General features: G+C 70.1%; 14 protein-coding genes. 5 read left to right on the plus strand and 9 right to left on the minus strand.

The window, feature by feature from the left end; translation table 11 throughout:
- Positions 1–32: 32 nt before the first annotated feature.
- The 9 genes from ACWEOH_RS01975 to ACWEOH_RS02015 all read right to left on the minus strand — a co-directional run bounded on the left by ACWEOH_RS01975 (position 33) and on the right by ACWEOH_RS02015 (position 10,900).
- Positions 33–1,154 (minus strand): adenosine deaminase, encoded by a 1,122-nt coding sequence (locus ACWEOH_RS01975; protein ID WP_452027775.1) that lies wholly within the window; start codon positions 1,152–1,154, stop codon positions 33–35.
- Positions 1,155–1,265: 111 nt separating this feature from the next.
- Positions 1,266–2,567, minus strand: a complete 1,302-nt coding sequence (locus ACWEOH_RS01980) for a thymidine phosphorylase (RefSeq protein WP_452027777.1) — start codon at positions 2,565–2,567, stop codon at positions 1,266–1,268.
- A complete protein-coding gene (locus tag ACWEOH_RS01985) occupies positions 2,564–2,983 on the minus strand; it encodes a cytidine deaminase (protein WP_148732018.1) in 420 nt (139 codons plus the stop codon). Before ACWEOH_RS01985 ends, ACWEOH_RS01980 begins: the two co-directional genes overlap by 4 nt.
- A gap of 60 nt (positions 2,984–3,043) precedes the next feature.
- On the minus strand, positions 3,044–4,357 hold the full coding sequence (locus ACWEOH_RS01990; RefSeq protein ID WP_452027779.1) for an ABC transporter permease: 1,314 nt from the start codon (positions 4,355–4,357) through the stop codon (positions 3,044–3,046).
- Entirely contained in the window at positions 4,354–5,718 is a 1,365-nt protein-coding gene (locus tag ACWEOH_RS01995) for an ABC transporter permease (RefSeq protein ID WP_452027781.1), read from the minus strand. The genes ACWEOH_RS01990 and ACWEOH_RS01995 overlap by 4 nt, the downstream gene beginning before the upstream one ends.
- On the minus strand, positions 5,715–7,229 hold the full coding sequence (locus ACWEOH_RS02000) for an ABC transporter ATP-binding protein (RefSeq protein WP_452027782.1): 1,515 nt from the start codon (positions 7,227–7,229) through the stop codon (positions 5,715–5,717). The genes ACWEOH_RS01995 and ACWEOH_RS02000 overlap by 4 nt, the downstream gene beginning before the upstream one ends.
- Before the next feature lie 165 nt (positions 7,230–7,394).
- A complete protein-coding gene (locus ACWEOH_RS02005; RefSeq protein WP_452027784.1) occupies positions 7,395–8,501 on the minus strand; it encodes a BMP family lipoprotein in 1,107 nt (368 codons plus the stop codon).
- Between the two features lie 186 nt (positions 8,502–8,687).
- Positions 8,688–9,749, minus strand: a complete 1,062-nt coding sequence (locus ACWEOH_RS02010) for a BMP family lipoprotein (RefSeq protein WP_452027786.1) — start codon at positions 9,747–9,749, stop codon at positions 8,688–8,690.
- Between the two features lie 26 nt (positions 9,750–9,775).
- Positions 9,776–10,900, minus strand: a complete 1,125-nt coding sequence (locus tag ACWEOH_RS02015; RefSeq protein WP_452027788.1) for a mannose-1-phosphate guanylyltransferase — start codon at positions 10,898–10,900, stop codon at positions 9,776–9,778.
- 180 nt (positions 10,901–11,080) lie between these two features.
- Here ACWEOH_RS02015 and sdhC point away from each other — a divergent pair, with 180 nt between their 5' ends.
- The 5 genes from sdhC (at position 11,081) to ACWEOH_RS02040 (ending at position 15,935) form a co-directional block, all read left to right on the plus strand.
- Positions 11,081–11,503: a succinate dehydrogenase, cytochrome b556 subunit gene (gene sdhC, locus ACWEOH_RS02020; protein ID WP_452027790.1), complete on the plus strand. Its 423-nt coding sequence runs from the start codon at positions 11,081–11,083 to the stop codon at positions 11,501–11,503.
- 11 nt (positions 11,504–11,514) lie between these two features.
- On the plus strand, positions 11,515–11,961 hold the full coding sequence (locus ACWEOH_RS02025; protein ID WP_452027791.1) for a succinate dehydrogenase hydrophobic membrane anchor subunit: 447 nt from the start codon (positions 11,515–11,517) through the stop codon (positions 11,959–11,961).
- Positions 11,962–11,968: 7 nt separating this feature from the next.
- A complete protein-coding gene (gene sdhA / locus ACWEOH_RS02030) occupies positions 11,969–13,777 on the plus strand; it encodes a succinate dehydrogenase flavoprotein subunit (protein WP_452027793.1) in 1,809 nt (602 codons plus the stop codon).
- 1 nt (position 13,778) lies between these two features.
- Entirely contained in the window at positions 13,779–14,540 is a 762-nt protein-coding gene (locus ACWEOH_RS02035) for a succinate dehydrogenase iron-sulfur subunit (RefSeq protein ID WP_148732026.1), read from the plus strand.
- A gap of 90 nt (positions 14,541–14,630) precedes the next feature.
- Complete coding sequence (locus ACWEOH_RS02040) at positions 14,631–15,935, plus strand: YhjD/YihY/BrkB family envelope integrity protein (RefSeq protein WP_452027796.1); 1,305 nt, start codon at positions 14,631–14,633, stop codon at positions 15,933–15,935.

Here is a 15,935-nt window from a genome sequence, read left to right on the forward strand (position 1 = left end):
CGACGGCGGGCGGGGGCCGCGTGGCGTGCCGGTCAGGCTTCGTCGAAGCCGTCCTGGATGCGCTCGGCGAGCTCCTCGCGGTCGTCGAGCGGCAGGAACGCGGATGCCGCGGCGTTCAGCTGGAACGTCTCGAAGTCGTCGAGGTCGTAGCCGAACGCGTCGGAGAGCAGGGAGAGCTCCCGCGAGAGCGAGGTGCCGCTCTGCAGGCGGTTGTCGGTGTTCACCGTCACGCGGAACCCGAGCTGGTAGAGCAGGTCGAACGGGTGGTCGACGAGCTCGTCGCCCCACGCGGCGATCGCGCCGGTCTGCAGGTTCGACGAGGGGCTCGTCTCCAGCGCGATCTCGCGGTCGCGGACCCACTGCGCGATCGGGCCGAGCGACACGTAGGTGTTCTCGTCGTCCTGGCGCTCGATCGTGAGGTCCTCGGCGATGCGCACCCCGTGCCCGAGGCGCAGGGCGCGCCCGTCGAACAGGGCGCTGCGGATGGAGTCGAGGCCGTCGGCCTCGCCGGCGTGCACGGTGACGGGGAAGAACTGCGAGGCGAGGTAGTCGAACGCCGTGCGGTGGCGGCTCGGCAGGAAGCCCGCCTCGGCCCCGGCGATGTCGAACCCGACGACCCCCCGCTCGCGATGGCGCACGGCGAGTTCGGCGATCTCGAGCCCGCGATCGGCGTGGCGCATCGCGGTGACGAGCTGGCCGGCTCGGATGAACCGCCCCTGGTGCCGCACGTCGTCGATGCCCTCCTCGATGCCCGACTGCACCGCCTCGACCGCCTCGTCGAGGCTCAGGCCGCGCTCGAGGTGCTGCTCGGGCGCCCACCGGATCTCGCCGTAGATCACGCCGTCGGTCGCGAGGTCCTGCACGAACTCGCGCGCCACGCGCTGCAGCCCGGGGCGGGTCTGCATCACGGCGGTCGTGAGGTCGAACGTCTTCAGGTACTCGACGAGCGACCCGGAGTTCGACTGGTCGGTGAACCACGTGGCGAGGCCTTCGGCGTCGGGCGCCGGAACCTCGAGTCCGATCTCGTCGGCGAGCTCGATCAGGGTCTGCGGCCGCAGGCCCCCGTCGAGGTGGTCGTGCAGCGAGATCTTCGGCAGCGACTGGATGCTCGTGCCGTCGCCCTCGAGCCGGTACTCCGTCGGAATCGTGTTCACGTGACAACGATAGCGGGCGGCCTCTTGCGAAGTCTCGGCAATCTCGAAGCGTCGGGACGCCGATTCCGGGCGCGCCGGACGCGGGCATCCGCTACCGGGACTCGACGCTCGCTACCGCCCGATCCGGTCGGCGATGAGCGGACCGCCGTCCTCGACGGCCTCCCCCGGGTCGCCGATGCGGTAGGCGCCCTCGACCGCCTCGAGCGCACGCGCGAAGCGCGCGGGCTCGTCGGCGAAGAGCGTGAACAGCGGCTGTCCGGCGCGCACCGGGTCGCCGGGCTTCGCGTGCAGGTCGATCCCGGCGGCGTGGTGCACCGGGTCCTCCTTGCGCGCGCGGCCGGCGCCGAGTCGCCAGGCGGCGATGCCGAACGGCAGGGCCTCCTGCTCGACGAGGATGCCGTCGCGGTCGGCCGTGACGACGTGCTGCTCGCGCGCCACGGGCAACGGCGCGTCGGGGTCGCCGCCCTGGGCGCGGATCGCCCGCTTCCAGGTGTCCATCGCGCGGCCGTCGTCGAGCGCGGCCTCCACGTCGGCGTCGTGCACCCCTGCCAGCGAGAGCATCTCGCGCGCGAGCGCGACCGTGAGCTCGCGCACGTCGGCCGGTCCGCCGCCGGCGAGCACCTCGACCGACTCCCGCACCTCGTTCGCGTTGCCGATGGTGAGGCCGAGCGGCACGTTCATGTTCGTGATGAGCGCCGACGTGGCGACGCCCGCGTCCTCGCCGAGCTCGACCATGGTGCGGGCGAGCTCGCGCGAGCGCTCGATGTCCTGCAGGAACGCGCCGGAGCCGAACTTCACGTCGAGCACGAGCGCGCCCGTGCCCTCGGCGATCTTCTTCGACATGATCGACGACGCGATGAGCGGGATCGCCTCGACCGTTCCGGTGATGTCGCGGAGCGCGTAGAGCTTCTTGTCGGCGGGGGCGAGGCCCGCGCCGGCGGCGCAGATGACGCCGCCGACGTCGCGGAGCTGGTCGAAGATCTCCTCGTTCGTGAGGTCGGCGCGCCAGCCGGGGATGGATTCGAGCTTGTCGAGCGTGCCGCCGGTGTGGCCGAGACCACGGCCCGACAGCTGCGGCACCGCGACGCCGAACGTCGCCACGAGCGGCATGAGCGGCAGCGTGATCTTGTCGCCGACGCCGCCGGTCGAGTGCTTGTCGGTGGTCGGCTTGCCGAGGCCAGAGAAGTCCAGGCGCTCGCCCGAGGCGAGCATGGCCATCGTCATGTCGCGGATCTCGCGTCGGGCCATGCCGTTCAGGAAGATCGCCATGGTCAGGGCCGACATCTGCTCGTCGGCGACGTAGCCGCGCGTGTACGCGTCGATGAGCCAGTCGATCTGCGCGGTCGAGAGCTCGCGTCCGTCGCGCTTGGCCCGGATGAGGTCGACGGCGTCGAACGCCTCCACGGCGCTCATGCGCTCGCTCCCTTGAACTCGGCGAGCTGGCGCGGGCCGAACGCGTCGGGCAGCACCTCGTCGATCGTCTTCACGCCCGACACGGTCTCGAGCAGCATGCCCTCGGCCGAGTGCTCGTAGAGCAACTGGCGGCAGCGGCCGCACGGCATGAGCGTGGCGCCATGGCCGTCGACGCACGTGAACGCGACGAGCTTGCCGCCGCCCGACATGACGAGCGCGGAGACGAGCGAGCACTCGGCGCACAGGGTGACGCCGTACGACGCGTTCTCGACGTTGCATCCGCTCACGACCCGGCCGTCGTCGACGATCGCGGCCGCGCCGACCGGGAACTCCGAGTACGGCACGTAGGCCTTCGCCATCGCCTCGCGAGCGCGCTCGCGCAGCGACTCCCAGTCGATCGCATCCGTTGCGGTCATGGTGCTCCCCTCAGGATGGGTTCGGTTCGATGACGGATGCCGCGCGCCCGCGGCATCCGCTCAGGACTTGATGTACGGCTTGCCGGCCGCTGCGGGCCCGCGTACCTTGCCGACGAGACCTGCCACGGCGAAGATCGTGACGACGTACGGCAGCATGAGCATGAACTCGCTGGGCACGGGCGACCCGATGACCGACAGCGTGTTCTGCAGGTTCGACGCGAAGCCGAACAGCAGCGCCGCGAGGGTCGCCTTGATCGGGTCCCACTGGCCGAAGATCACGGCGGCGAGCGCGATGAAGCCCGCGCCCGCGGTCATCTCCTTGTTGAAGGCGATACCCGAGCCGATCGTGAAGAACGTGCCGCCGAGGCCGGCGATCGCGCCGGCGAGCGCGACGTTCCAGAACCGGGTGCGGTTCACCTTGATGCCGACCGTGTCGGCGGCCTGCGGGTGCTCGCCGACCGCGCGGAGCCGCAGGCCCCACTTGGTGTGGAACAGCCCCACGTACACGACCGCGACCGCGACGTACATGAGGTACACGACGATGGTCTGGCGGAAGAACACCGGCCCGATGATCGGGATGTCGCTGAGCAGCGGGATCGGCAGCCGCTCGAATCGCGGCGGGGTGTTGAGCGTGCCGGCGTTCGGCGAGAGCACCTGCGAGAAGAAGAAGCTCGTGAGGCCGATGACCAGCACGTTCAGCACCACGCCGACGATGACCTGGTCGACGAAGTACTTGATCGAGAACGCCGCGAGCACCATGCCGACGAGCAGGCCCGCGACCATCGCCCCGATCGTGCCGGCGATCAGGCCGAGCCAGGGCTGACCCGTCGACGACGAGACGACCGACGCGACGACCGCCGCGGTGAACGCGCCGGCGAGCAGCTGGCCCTCGATCGCGATGTTGATGACGCCCACGCGCTCGCCGATCACGCCGGTCAGGGAGCCGTAGATGAGCGGCACGGCGAGGCTCAGCGATCCGAACAGCAGGCCGATCACCGGGATGGCGGCGCCCGAGGCCGCCCACGTGAGGAAGCCGAACATGAACAGGACCGCGAAGACAACGACGAGCCAGAGCGGGACCTTGCGCTTCGACGCGACGAGCATCGCGGAGTACGCGGTCGCGAGCGCGAGCAGCACGATCGTGATCCAGAGCGCCGGCATCGACGGCACCGTGATCTCGGGGAGCTGGATGAGGTCGGTCGGGGACGACAGGCGGAAGGTGGTGTCGCCGTCACGCGGCGCGAAGACCGCGAGCGCGAGCGCCGCGAGCGTGAAGATCGCGAACGCGATCGGCGCCTTCCAGCTCGTGACGACGGTGGTGTCGAGCGGCTCGGCCACCGGGGCGGGGGCGTTGTGCTGCAGGGCGGCGGTCACTTGACCTTCACCTCCTGGGAGACGTTGGGCAGGGCCCTTCGTCGCGTGGCCGGGTCGGGGAGTCGGAAGATGGTGCGCACGAGCGGCGGTGCCGCGATGAAGAGCACGATGAGCGACTGCACCACGAGCACGATCTCGATCGGCACGCCCTCGGCGGCCTGCATCGAGAAGCCGCCGGCCTTGAACGCGCCGAACAGCAGTCCGGCCACGAAGGTGCCCCACGGCGTCGAACGGCCGAGCAGCGCCACCGTGATGGCGTCGAAGCCGATGCCGGCGTCGATGCCCGCGGTGAAGCCCGTAGTGACGGTGCCGAGCACCTGGCTGACCCCCGCGAGACCGAGCAGGGCGCCGGAGATGAGCATCGCGTAGACGTACATGTTGCGCACGTTGATGCCCGCGACCCGGGCCGCGTTGGGGTTCTCGCCGACGGCGCGGAAGCGGAAGCCGAGGCTCGAGCGGCTGAGGATCCACCACACGACGATCGTGGCGATGATCACGAGCACGAATCCGAAGTGCAGGTTGAACTGCGGTCCGAACAGCGCTGGGAAGATCGCCGTCTCCTTCATCGCCGGCGTCTTCGGGTTCGACGAGCCGGGCGCCTGGAGCAGCCCGGGCGTGCGCAGCAGCCACGACACGAGGTAGAACGCGACGTAGTTGAGCATGATCGTGACGATCACCTCGTGCGCGCCGGTGCGCGCCTTGAGGAAGCCCGCGATCCCGGCCCAGAGGGCGCCGCCGATGAGGCCGCCGATGAGGGCCACGAGCATGTGCAGGCCCCACGGCAGGTCGAAGCCGAAGCCGATCCAGCCGGCGACCGAGGCCGCGATGAGCATCTGGCCGCGACCACCGATGTTGAACATGCCGACGCGGAAGGCGAGCGCGACGCCCAGGCCACCGGCGATGAGCGGGGTCGCGAACGTCAGCGTCTCGGTGAGCGGCCGGATGCCCGCGAGGAACGTGTCGCGGCGGAAGTTGTACACCGCACCCTGGAACAGGGCTGAGTACGCGCCGGCCACGGCATCCCAGATCGCCTGGAGCATGTCGGTCGGACGAGCGAAGAAGTAGCCGCTCGTCTCCTGCACGCGCTCGTTGGTGAACGCGATCATGATGGCGCCCACGAGGAGCGCGAGCAGCACCGCGAGCACCGAGATGATGGCGTTGCCGGTGGCGATCTGGTGGAGCATCGTGTGCCAGCGGGAGGGCGGGGGAACCTCGGCGCCGGCCGGCGCGGCGCCGGTGGGGGCCTCGTCGGCGCGAGCCTCGGGCTCGACCCCGCCGGGCTCCTCGATCGCGACGTCGGCGTCGAGGTCGCCGGAGGCACCGGTGGGGCCGGCGGCGTCGGGCTTCTGGGGGTCGCTCATGCGGCCGCTCCTTCGGGTTGTTCGCCGGCCATCATGAGGCCGAGCACGTCACGCGGCGTGTCGCCGGGGACGATCCCGACGATGCGACCGCGGTACATGACCATGATCCGGTCGGCGAGCGCGACGACCTCGTCGAGCTCGGTGGACACGACGACCACGGGGACGCCCGCGTCGCGCGTCTCGACGATGCGCTTGTGGATGAACTCGATCGAGCCGACGTCGACGCCGCGGGTGGGCTGCGCGGCGACGAGGAGTCGCAGATCGCGGCTCAGCTCGCGCGCGAGCACCACCTTCTGCTGGTTGCCGCCCGAGAGCTGGCGCACCTTCGACTCGATGCCCTGCGTGCGGACGTCGAACTCCTTGACCTTGTCGCGGGCGAAGTCGGCGAGCGCGGCGCGCTGGATGTTCCCGGCGCGCACGAACGGGGCGCCGCCGCTGCGGTCGAGCATGAGGTTCTCGGCGATCGTGAACTCGCCGACCAGGCCGTCTTCAGTGCGGTCCTCGGGCACGAAGCCGACGCCCGCGTCGAGGATGCGCTTGACGCCCGCGGAGCTGAGCTCGGCGCCGTCGAGCCGGATCGAGCCCTCGATGCGGGGCTGGAGGCCGAGGAGCGCCTCGGTGAGCTCGGTCTGCCCGTTGCCCTGCACGCCCGCGACGGCGAGGATCTCGCCCCGGCGCACGTCGAAGCTCACGTCGTTGACGACGAGGTGCCCGGCCGGGTCGATGACCGTGAGGTGCTCGACCTGCAGTGCGGGCGCGCCGAGCTGCGGCTCCTCCTTCTGCACGGTGAGCTCGACCGCGCGGCCGACCATGAGCGACGCGAGCTCGGCGTTCGTGGCCGTGGGCGACGCCTCGCCGACGACCTTGCCGAGGCGCACGACCGTGATGCGGTCGGCGACCTCTCGGACCTCGCGCAGCTTGTGCGTGATGAAGACGATCGAGGTGCCGGTCTCCTTGAGCTGGCGCATGATGGCCATGAGCTCGTCGGTCTCCTGCGGCGTCAGCACGGCGGTCGGCTCGTCGAACACGAGCACGCGCGCGTCGCGAGAGAGCGCCTTGATGATCTCGACGCGCTGCTGCACGCCGACCGGCAGGTCGTCGATGAGCGCGTCGGGGTCGACGTCGAACCCGAACCGCTCGGAGATCTCGCGCACCTTCGCGCGGGCGGTCGGCAGGTCGAGCAGCCCGCCGGCGCGGGTCGACTCGTGGCCGAGCATGACGTTCTCGGCGACCGTGAACACCGGGATGAGCATGAAGTGCTGGTGCACCATGCCGATGCCGGCGGCCATCGCGTCGCCTGGACCCGCGAAGTGCTGCACCTCGTCGTTGAGGAGCACCTCGCCCTCGTCGGCCTGGTAGAGGCCGTAGAGCACGTTCATGAGCGTCGACTTGCCTGCGCCGTTCTCACCGAGGAGGGCGTGGATCTCGCCTGCCTCCACGGTGAGGTCGATGTGGTCGTTGGCGACCAAGCTGCCGAATCGCTTCGTGATGCCGCGAAGTTCGAGCTTCATGTCCCCGATCCTAGTGAGGTGGCTGCATCCGTAGGTGATGCTGCGCGAATGTCGAAATGGCCGGATGCCGCGTGCGCAGATGTTGCGCGACCCGCTCCGGAATGCGTCGGAACGCCGATCGGGGAGGCCGGCTGGCGCCGACCTCCCCGATCAGTGCGTGCGTCCTTACTCGGAGGCCGCGAGGTAGGACTCGACCTCGATGTCGCCCGCGATGATCGCGGCCTTGAGGTCGTCGAGCTCGCCCTGGAGCTCGGCCGGGACCAGCGACTCGAAGTCGTGGAACGGCGCGATGCCGACGCCCTCGTTCTCGAGCGTGCCGATGAAGGGGGTGTTGTCGAACTCGCCGTTGCCGGCCGCGACCACGGCCTCCTCGACACCGACGTCGATGCCCTTGAGGATCGACGTGAGCATGAGGTCGGCGACCGACGGGTCGGTCTCGGTGAAGTCGGCGTCGACGCCGATCATCGCGATGGTCCGACCGGAGTCGCGGATGGCCGCGGCGGCCGACTGGTAGATCGGGCCGCCGACGGGCAGCAGCACGTCGACGTTCTGGTCGATGAGGCCCTGCGCGGTGTTGCGCGCCGTGTCGTTCGCCTCGAAGCCACCGGTGAAGAGGCCGTCCTGCGCGGCGCGGTCCCAACCGAGGACCTGCACGTTCGTGCCCTTCTCCTGGTTGTGGTACTCGACGCCCTGCGCGAAGCCGTCCATGAAGATGGAGACCGTCGGGAAGTTCATGCCGCCGAAGGTGCCGACGACGCCGGTCTGCGAGTACGCGGCCGCCGCGTAGCCGGCGAGGAACGCAGCCTGGGCGGTGTCGAAGATGATCGGCTTGATGTTCTCGAAGTCGGTGGTGCCGTCGAAGTCGAGGTCGACCGTGTCGTCGATCGAGACGTACTCGATGTCGGGGTTGGCCTCGGCCGACTCCCCCGCCGCCGACGCCAGCGCGAAGCCGACCGTGACGATGAGGTTGCAGCCCTGGTCGACGAGGTTCGTCAGGTTGGGCGCGTAGTCGGTCTCGGTGTCGGACTGCACCGTGACCGGCTCGACGCCGAGCTCGTCGGCGGCCGCGGTCAGGCCCTCGAAGCCGAGCTGGTTGAAGGACTTGTCGTCGAAGCCGCCTGCGTCGGAGACCATGCAGGGGAGGAAGTCGCTCGCCTCTCCCCCGTCGGTGCTGCCCGAATCCTCGGGCGCGGAACCGCAACCGGCGAGCAGCACGGCTGCGCCGAACATGGCAAGGCCGCCCAGCGCGGCCTTCCTGGTCGTGACCTTCACTGTGTCCTCCAAAGACTGCGCCCCGACCGTCGCGGGACTCGTGGAGTCACGTTACCGAATGTTGCGCTCACCGCTCAGGTCGCGGCCGCAGGTGACATGCAATGGTTATGAAGCCGCGACATTCTGCTCATATGAGCAGGCCGACAGGCCCCCGCTCGGGGGACGGGATGCGCATTCCCATGCGGATCACGGCGCGCTCGGCGACTCCACGAGCAGCTCTCCGGCGATGATCGCCTGGCGCAGGCCCTCGATCTCGCCGTCGAGCTCGGGCGTCACGAGCGGGGCGAGGTCGTGGTACGGCGCGATCTCCACGCCGCCGTTCTCGAGCGTCCCGACGTAGGGCTCGTTCGTGAAGGAGCCGTCCTGCACCTCGCCGACGATCTCGACCATCGCGTCCTGCGTGTTCTTCAGCACGCTCGTGAGGATGACCGGGCGGAACTCGGGTGCGAGCGTCTCGTAGCCGTCGCTGTCGACCCAGATCACCGAGACGCCGCCGCGCTCGAGGGCCGCCGACGTCGCGCCCTCCCCGACCTGCCCGGCGACCGGGAGGATGACGTCGGCGCCCTGGTCGATGAAGCCCTCGGTGAGCGCCTTGCCCTTGTTGATGTCCTCGAAGTCGCCGGTGAACGCGCCGTCCTGCTTCGCCTTGTCCCAGCCGAGCGCGCGCACCTGCGTGCCGTGGATCTCGTTGTACTTCGCGACGCCGTCGACGAAGCCGTCCATGAACAGGGTCACCGGCGGCTGGTTGCCACCGCCGAACGTGGCGACGACACCCGTCTTCGAGACGCCCGCGGCGAGGTAGCCGGCGAGGAACGAGGCCTGCGCGGTGTCGAACACGACGGGCTTCACGTTGTCGGCCTCGACCGTCTCGTCGACGATCGCGAACGCGAGGTCGGGGTTCGCCTCGGCCTGCTCGAGCGTCGCCTCGGCGAGCTCGAACCCGACCGTGACGATGAGGCCGCAGCCCGAGTCGACGGCCTGCTGCACGTTGGGCGCGAGGTCGGTCTCGCCCGTGGAGACGATCGCCTCGGCCTCGACGCCGAGCTCCTCCTCGGCCTGCTGCAGGCCCTCCCAGCTCGACTGGTTGAAGGAGCGGTCCTCGAGTCCGCCGGAGTTGGTCACCATGCGCACGCAGTCCGCGTCTGCGGCGTCGGTGCCGCCGGACTCGGGCGCGGGCGCGCAGGCCGCGAGGGTGACGGATGCCGCGACGAGCGCCGCTCCGAAGCCGAACCACCGACGCACAGACATCCGCTGCCCCGTTCTCTTGAGTGCCCCTAGAGCACGTCGCTCGACCCGCCGAGCCGGAGGGCGTCGACGACCGCCTTGACCCGCTGGGCGTGCTCGCTCGTCGTGACGAGGAGCGCGTCGGGCGTGTCCACGACGACGATATCGTGCACGCCGATCAGGCTGATGACCCGCTTCGCGCGGCTCACGACGATGCCGCTCGATGCGTCGGCGAGCACCCGGGCGTTCTCGCCGAGGATCGCGAGCTCGCCCGAGCGCCCCGCCGTGTTGAGCTTGGCGAGCGACGCGAAGTCGCCGACGTCGTCCCACTGGAAGTGGCCGCGGATGACCGCGAGCCGCCCGGCCGCGGCGGCGGGCTCGGCGACCGAGTAGTCGATGGCGATCTTCTCGAGCGTCGGCCAGATCCGGTCGACGGCCGGGCCGCGCGTCTCGGGGTCGTCCCACGCCTCGGCGAGCTCGACGAGCCCGGCGTGCAGCTCGGGCTTGGTGCGGGAGAGCTCCTCGAGCAGGGTCGACGCCTTCGTGATGAACATGCCGGCGTTCCAGAGGTGGTCGCCGCCCTCGAGGTAGCGCTTCGCGGTCTCGAGGTCGGGCTTCTCGACGAAGTTCGACACGGCCTCGACGCGGTCTGCCCCCGGCACGCGGATCGGGCCGCCGCACTCGATGTAGCCGAACCCGACGGCCGGCTCGGTGGGCGTGATGCCGATCGTCGCGATGTACCCGGCGCGGGCGGCGGCGACCGCGTCGGCGACCGCCGAGCGGAACAGCGCGTCGCCCGAGATCACGTGGTCGGCGGCGAACGAGCCGATCACGACGCCGGGCTCGCGGCGCTCGAGGATCGCGGCGGCGAGGCCGATGGCCGCAGTCGAGTCGCGCGGCTCGCTCTCGAGCACGATGTTCTCGTCGGCGAGGGCGGGCAGCTGCGCCTCGACGGCCGCGCGGTGCGCGCGTCCCGTCACGACCATGACCCGCTGCTCGCCAGAGAGGGGTGCGAGCCGGTCCCACGTGTCCTTCAGGAGGGTCTGGCCCGACCCCGTGAGGTCGTGCAGGAACTTCGGCGCGTCCGCCCGGGAGAGCGGCCACAGCCGTGAGCCGACGCCCCCCGCGGGGATCACGCTGTAGAAGCCCTCGAGGGGCAGGGAAGGTACCGACATGCGATCGAGGATACCCGGCGGTCCTCCGCGGCATCCGCTCGCCGTGGCCCCCGGCCGCGCCCCGGGGTTAGGCAGCCCTAAGCCGCGCCGCCTCCGACGCGGGACTAGACTCGCATGCGGGCCGTTCGCCCGTCGTGCCCTCTCGTCAAGGGCGAATCACACAGCCAGGGAGGGTTGTTCATGCCAGAGATCTCGGCAGGAACCCTGACCGCACCCGAGAAGTCGGCCAAGCAGCGGCCGGGCGGCACGCTCTACCGCGGCCGCGAGGGCATGTGGTCATGGGTGCTGCACCGCATCACCGGTGTCGCCATCTTCTTCTTCCTCCTGGTGCACATCCTCGACACCGCGCTCGTGCGCGTCAGCCCCGAGGCCTACAACGCGGTGATCGGCACCTACCAGACGCCGATCATGGGCCTCGGCGAGGTCGCGCTCGTCGGCGCCATCGTGTTCCACGCCTTCAACGGCCTGCGCATCATCCTCGTCGACTTCTGGACGTGGGCGACCCGCCACCAGCGCGTGCTCTTCTACGTGGTCATCGCCCTCTGGGTGGTCACGATGCTCGCGTTCGTGCCCCGTCACCTGATGAACGTCTTCAGCCACTGAGAGGCCGCGACATGACTGCCATCGAAACACCCCGCAGCCCCGCGCGCCCGGCCCGCAAGCGCGGCGTCAACTGGGAGAAGTGGGGCTGGATCTACATGCGCGCGTCGGGCGTCGTCCTGATCGTGCTCATCTTCGGCCACCTGTTCACCAACCTGCTCGTGGGCGAGGGCGTGAAGGCCATCGACTTCGGCTTCGTCGCCGGCAAGTGGGCGGACCCGTTCTGGCAGTGGTGGGACGTGCTGATGCTCTGGCTCGCGCTCATCCACGGCGCCAACGGCATGCGCACCATCGTGAACGACTACACGAGCCCCGGCACCATCCAGCGGCTCCTGAAGCTCGCGCTGTTCGCGGCCGCGGCCGTGCTCATCGTGCTCGGCACGCTCGTGGTGTTCACGTTCGACCCGTGCCCCGCCGGCGCCCCAGCCGACCTGCTCCCCTCGTTCTGCCCCGCCGCCTAGGAGACCTGTGAATCCCGAGAGCGCCCACGTCGAGACGACGGTCGTCGACGGCGTCCACTACCACCAGTACGACATCGTCATCGTCGGCGCCGGCGGCGCGGGGATGCGGGCCGCGATCGAGGCCGGACCGGGTGCGCGCACCGCGGTCATCTCGAAGCTGTACCCGACCCGCTCGCACACGGGCGCGGCGCAGGGCGGCATGGCCGCCGCGCTCGCGAACGTCGAGGAGGACAGCTGGGAGTGGCACACCTTCGACACCGTCAAGGGCGGCGACTACCTCGTCGATCAGGACGCGGCCGAGATCCTCGCGAAGGAGGCCATCGACGCGGTCATCGACCTGGAGAACATGGGCCTCCCGTTCAACCGCACGCCCGAGGGCAAGATCGACCAGCGCCGGTTCGGCGGGCACACGCGCGACCACGGCAAGGCGCCGGTGCGCCGAGCCTGCTACGCGGCCGACCGCACGGGACACATGATCCTGCAGACGCTGTTCCAGAACTGCGTCAAGCTCGGCATCGAGTTCTACAACGAGTACTACGCGCTCGACCTCGTGATGACCGAGGTCGACGGCGTCCCCCAGCCGTCGGGAATCGTGGCCTACGAGCTCGCCACGGGTGAGCTCCACGTCTTCCAGGCCAAGGCCGTCATCTTCGCGACGGGCGGCTTCGGCAAGATCTACAAGACGACCTCGAATGCGCACACGCTCACGGGCGACGGCGTCGGCATCATCTGGCGCAAGGGCCTGCCGCTCGAGGACATGGAGTTCTTCCAGTTCCACCCGACCGGCCTCGCGGGCCTCGGCATCCTCCTCACCGAGGGCGCTCGCGGCGAGGGCGCGATCCTGCGCAACGCCTCGGGCGAGCGCTTCATGGAGCGCTACGCGCCGACCATCAAGGACCTCGCACCGCGCGACATCGTCGCCCGCTGCATGGTGCAGGAGGTGGCCGAGGGCCGCGGTGCCGGTCCGCACCGCGACTACGTGCTCCTCGACTGCACGCACCTCGGCGCCGAGGTGCTCGAGACGAAGCTGCCCGACATCACCGAGTTCGCGCGCACCTACCTCGGCGTCGACCCGGTCTACGAGCCCGTGCCGGTCATGCCCACCGCGCACTACGCGATGGGCGGCATCCCGACCAACGTCGCGGCCGAGGTGCTGCGCGACAACACGACGGTCGTGCCCGGCCTCTACGCGGCCGGCGAGTGCGCCTGCGTCTCGGTGCACGGCTCGAACCGCCTCGGCACCAACTCGCTGCTCGACATCAACGTCTTCGGCAAGCGCGCCGGCCGCAACGCGGTCGAGTACGTGAAGACGGTCGACTTCACGCCGCTGCCCGACGACCCGGCGGCCGGCGTGCGCGACCTGCTCCAGCAGCTCCGCGACTCCGACGGCACCGAGCGCATCGCCGCGATCCGCAAGGAGCTGCAGGACGAGATGGACAAGGGCGCGCAGGTGTTCCGCACCGACGAGTCCCTGGCGCACGTGGCATCCGTCATCGCCTCGCTGCGCGAGCGCTACAAGCACATCGCGGTTCAAGACAAGGGGCGCCGGTTCAACACCGACCTGCTCGAGGCCGTCGAGCTCGGATTCCTGCTCGACCTCGCCGAGGTCGTCGTGCACTCGGCCCGCAACCGCGAGGAGAGCCGCGGCGGCCACATGCGCGATGACTTCCCGAACCGCGACGACGAGAAGTACATGCAGCACACCATGGCGTACCTCACGGGCGACGCCCAATCGTCGCACGCCGAGGACCACATCCGGCTCGACTGGAAACCGGTGACGGTCACGCGCTACCAGCCGATGGAGAGGAAGTACTGACGTGAGCACCGCAACGCTCGAGAACCCGCCGGCCGCGAGCGCGCCCGTGCAGTCGTTCACGGTCACGTTCCTGATCCGCCGCTTCGACCCCGACGTCGACACGGAGCCGCGCTGGCAGGACTTCGACGTCGAGATGTACGCGACCGACCGCGTGCTCGACGCCCTGCACAAGATCAAGTGGGAGCAGGACGGCTCGCTGACGTTCCGCCGCTCGTGCGCGCACGGCATCTGCGGGTCCGACGCCATGCGCATCAACGGCCGAAACCGCCTCGCCTGCAAGACGCTGATCAAGGACCTCGACATCTCGAAGCCGATCTACGTCGAGGCCATCAAGGGCCTGCCGCTCGAGAAGGACCTCGTCGTCGACATGGAGCCGTTCTTCGCGAGCTACCGCGAGGTGCAGCCGTTCCTCATCGCGAACTCGAAGCCCGAGCCCGGCAAGGAGCGCATCCAGTCGATCGCCAAGCGCGAGATCTTCGACGACACCACGAAGTGCATCCTCTGCGCGGCGTGCACCTCGTCGTGCCCCGTGTTCTGGACCGACGGGCAGTACTTCGGCCCCGCGGCCATCGTCAACGCGCACCGGTTCATCTTCGACTCGCGCGACGACGCGGCATCCGTGCGCCTCGACATCCTCAACGACAAGGAGGGCGTGTGGCGCTGCCGCACGACCTTCAACTGCACCGACGCGTGCCCCCGCGGCATCGAGGTGACGAAGGCCATCGCCGAGGTGAAGCAGGCCATCATGCGCGGCAAGCCCTGACGCGACGCGCTCGCTGACGACGAGGGGCCGGTGCCGATCGCACCGGCCCCTCGCGCATGCCCCGCCCGGCCGGATCGCTACGCTGGGAGCGTGAGCGAGCCCACCTCAGCAGTCGGTCGTCGCGGCCGTCGCCGCGGATCGGAGCACGACGACGACCGCGAGGCGCCCGAGGTCGCTGCGGATGCCGCGGCATCCGGACACCCCGATTCCGGGGAGTCCGCGCGCGAGCGGTTCGAGGAGCTCGGAACGCGCACCAAGGAGCGGTTCGAGGAGCCGATCAACCGGGTCACGACGATCACCCGGAAGACGATGGCCCTGTTCCCCGTGCGGGTCTGGCGCCACTTCCTCGCGCGGAACGGTTTCATCCTCTCGGCCGGGATGAGCTACCAGGCGCTGTTCGCGATCTTCGCGGCCGTGTACGTGGTGTTCGCCGTCGCGGGCATCTGGCTGACGGGGAACTCGCAGGCGCTCACCGCGTTCATCGCCCTGCTCAACACTTACGCCCCGGGGCTGATCGGCGACGACGGCATCATCTCCACCGACGACCTGATGACGATCGCGACGGCGAGCACCAGCCTCTTCGGCCTCACGGGCGCCGTGGCGCTGGTGGGCCTCATCTGGACGGCGATCGGGTGGATCACGTACGCGCGGATCGCCGTGCGCAGCACCTTCGGCCTGCCGAAGGACACCAGGGCGTACGTGCTGCTGAAGACCCGGGACCTGCTCGTCGGGCTCGCCTTCGGCGCGATCCTGATCGTCGCGACGGTGCTGTCGGTGGTCACGACCTCGTTCTTCGGCTGGATCGCGACCCTCACCGGCATCCCCGACGACACCGGCTGGACGAACGCCGCCCTCCAGGCCGGCTCGCTCCTCGTCGTGTTCGTCATCGACACGCTGGCGCTCGCGGTCCTGTTCCGATTCCTGTCCGGCGCGGCGATGCCCTGGCGTCGCATGTGGGTCGGGTCGCTGCTCGGCTCCGCCGCGCTGACGGCCCTGCAGATGCTCGGCGGGTACGTCCTCACGGCGGCCGGCAAGAACCCGCTCCTCGCGACCTTCGCGGTGTTCATCGCGCTGCTGCTGTGGTTCCGCATCGCGAGCGTGATCATCCTCGTCGCCGCCGCGTGGATCGCGGTCGAGGCGTCCGACAAGCACGAGTCGCTCCGACTCGTGACGCCCGCGCAGCTCGAGGCGGAACAACTCGCCCGCGAGCAGGAGGCGCTCGTGACGGCCGCGCACGTGCGGGTGCGCGAGGCCCAGCAGGCGCTGGCCGACGCGAACTGGCTCGAGCGGGTGCCCGCCCGACGTCGGCTCACGAGGGCCGAGGACGAGTTGGCCCGTGCGGAGGCCCAGGCGAGGCCGCCCGGCACGACCGACGACGTCGGGGGCCTCCCCTAG

The organism is Agromyces sp. NPDC004153 (assembly GCF_053603635.1).

What these genes read in the sequence shown, in the direction of transcription:
- ACWEOH_RS01980 (WP_452027777.1), bottom strand. Translation starts at nt 2,567, where the DNA reads ATGAGCGCCGTGGAGGCGTTCGACGCCGTCGACCTCATCCGGGCCAAG.
- ACWEOH_RS01985 (WP_148732018.1), bottom strand. Translation starts at nt 2,983, where the DNA reads ATGACCGCAACGGATGCGATCGACTGGGAGTCGCTGCGCGAGCGCGCT.
- ACWEOH_RS01995 (WP_452027781.1), bottom strand. Translation starts at nt 5,718, where the DNA reads ATGAGCGACCCCCAGAAGCCCGACGCCGCCGGCCCCACCGGTGCCTCC.
- ACWEOH_RS02000 (WP_452027782.1), bottom strand. Translation starts at nt 7,229, where the DNA reads ATGAAGCTCGAACTTCGCGGCATCACGAAGCGATTCGGCAGCTTGGTC.
- ACWEOH_RS02010 (WP_452027786.1), bottom strand. Translation starts at nt 9,749, where the DNA reads ATGTCTGTGCGTCGGTGGTTCGGCTTCGGAGCGGCGCTCGTCGCGGCA.
- ACWEOH_RS02015 (WP_452027788.1), bottom strand. Translation starts at nt 10,900, where the DNA reads ATGTCGGTACCTTCCCTGCCCCTCGAGGGCTTCTACAGCGTGATCCCC.
- sdhC (WP_452027790.1), top strand. Translation starts at nt 11,081, where the DNA reads ATGCCAGAGATCTCGGCAGGAACCCTGACCGCACCCGAGAAGTCGGCC.
- ACWEOH_RS02025 (WP_452027791.1), top strand. Translation starts at nt 11,515, where the DNA reads ATGACTGCCATCGAAACACCCCGCAGCCCCGCGCGCCCGGCCCGCAAG.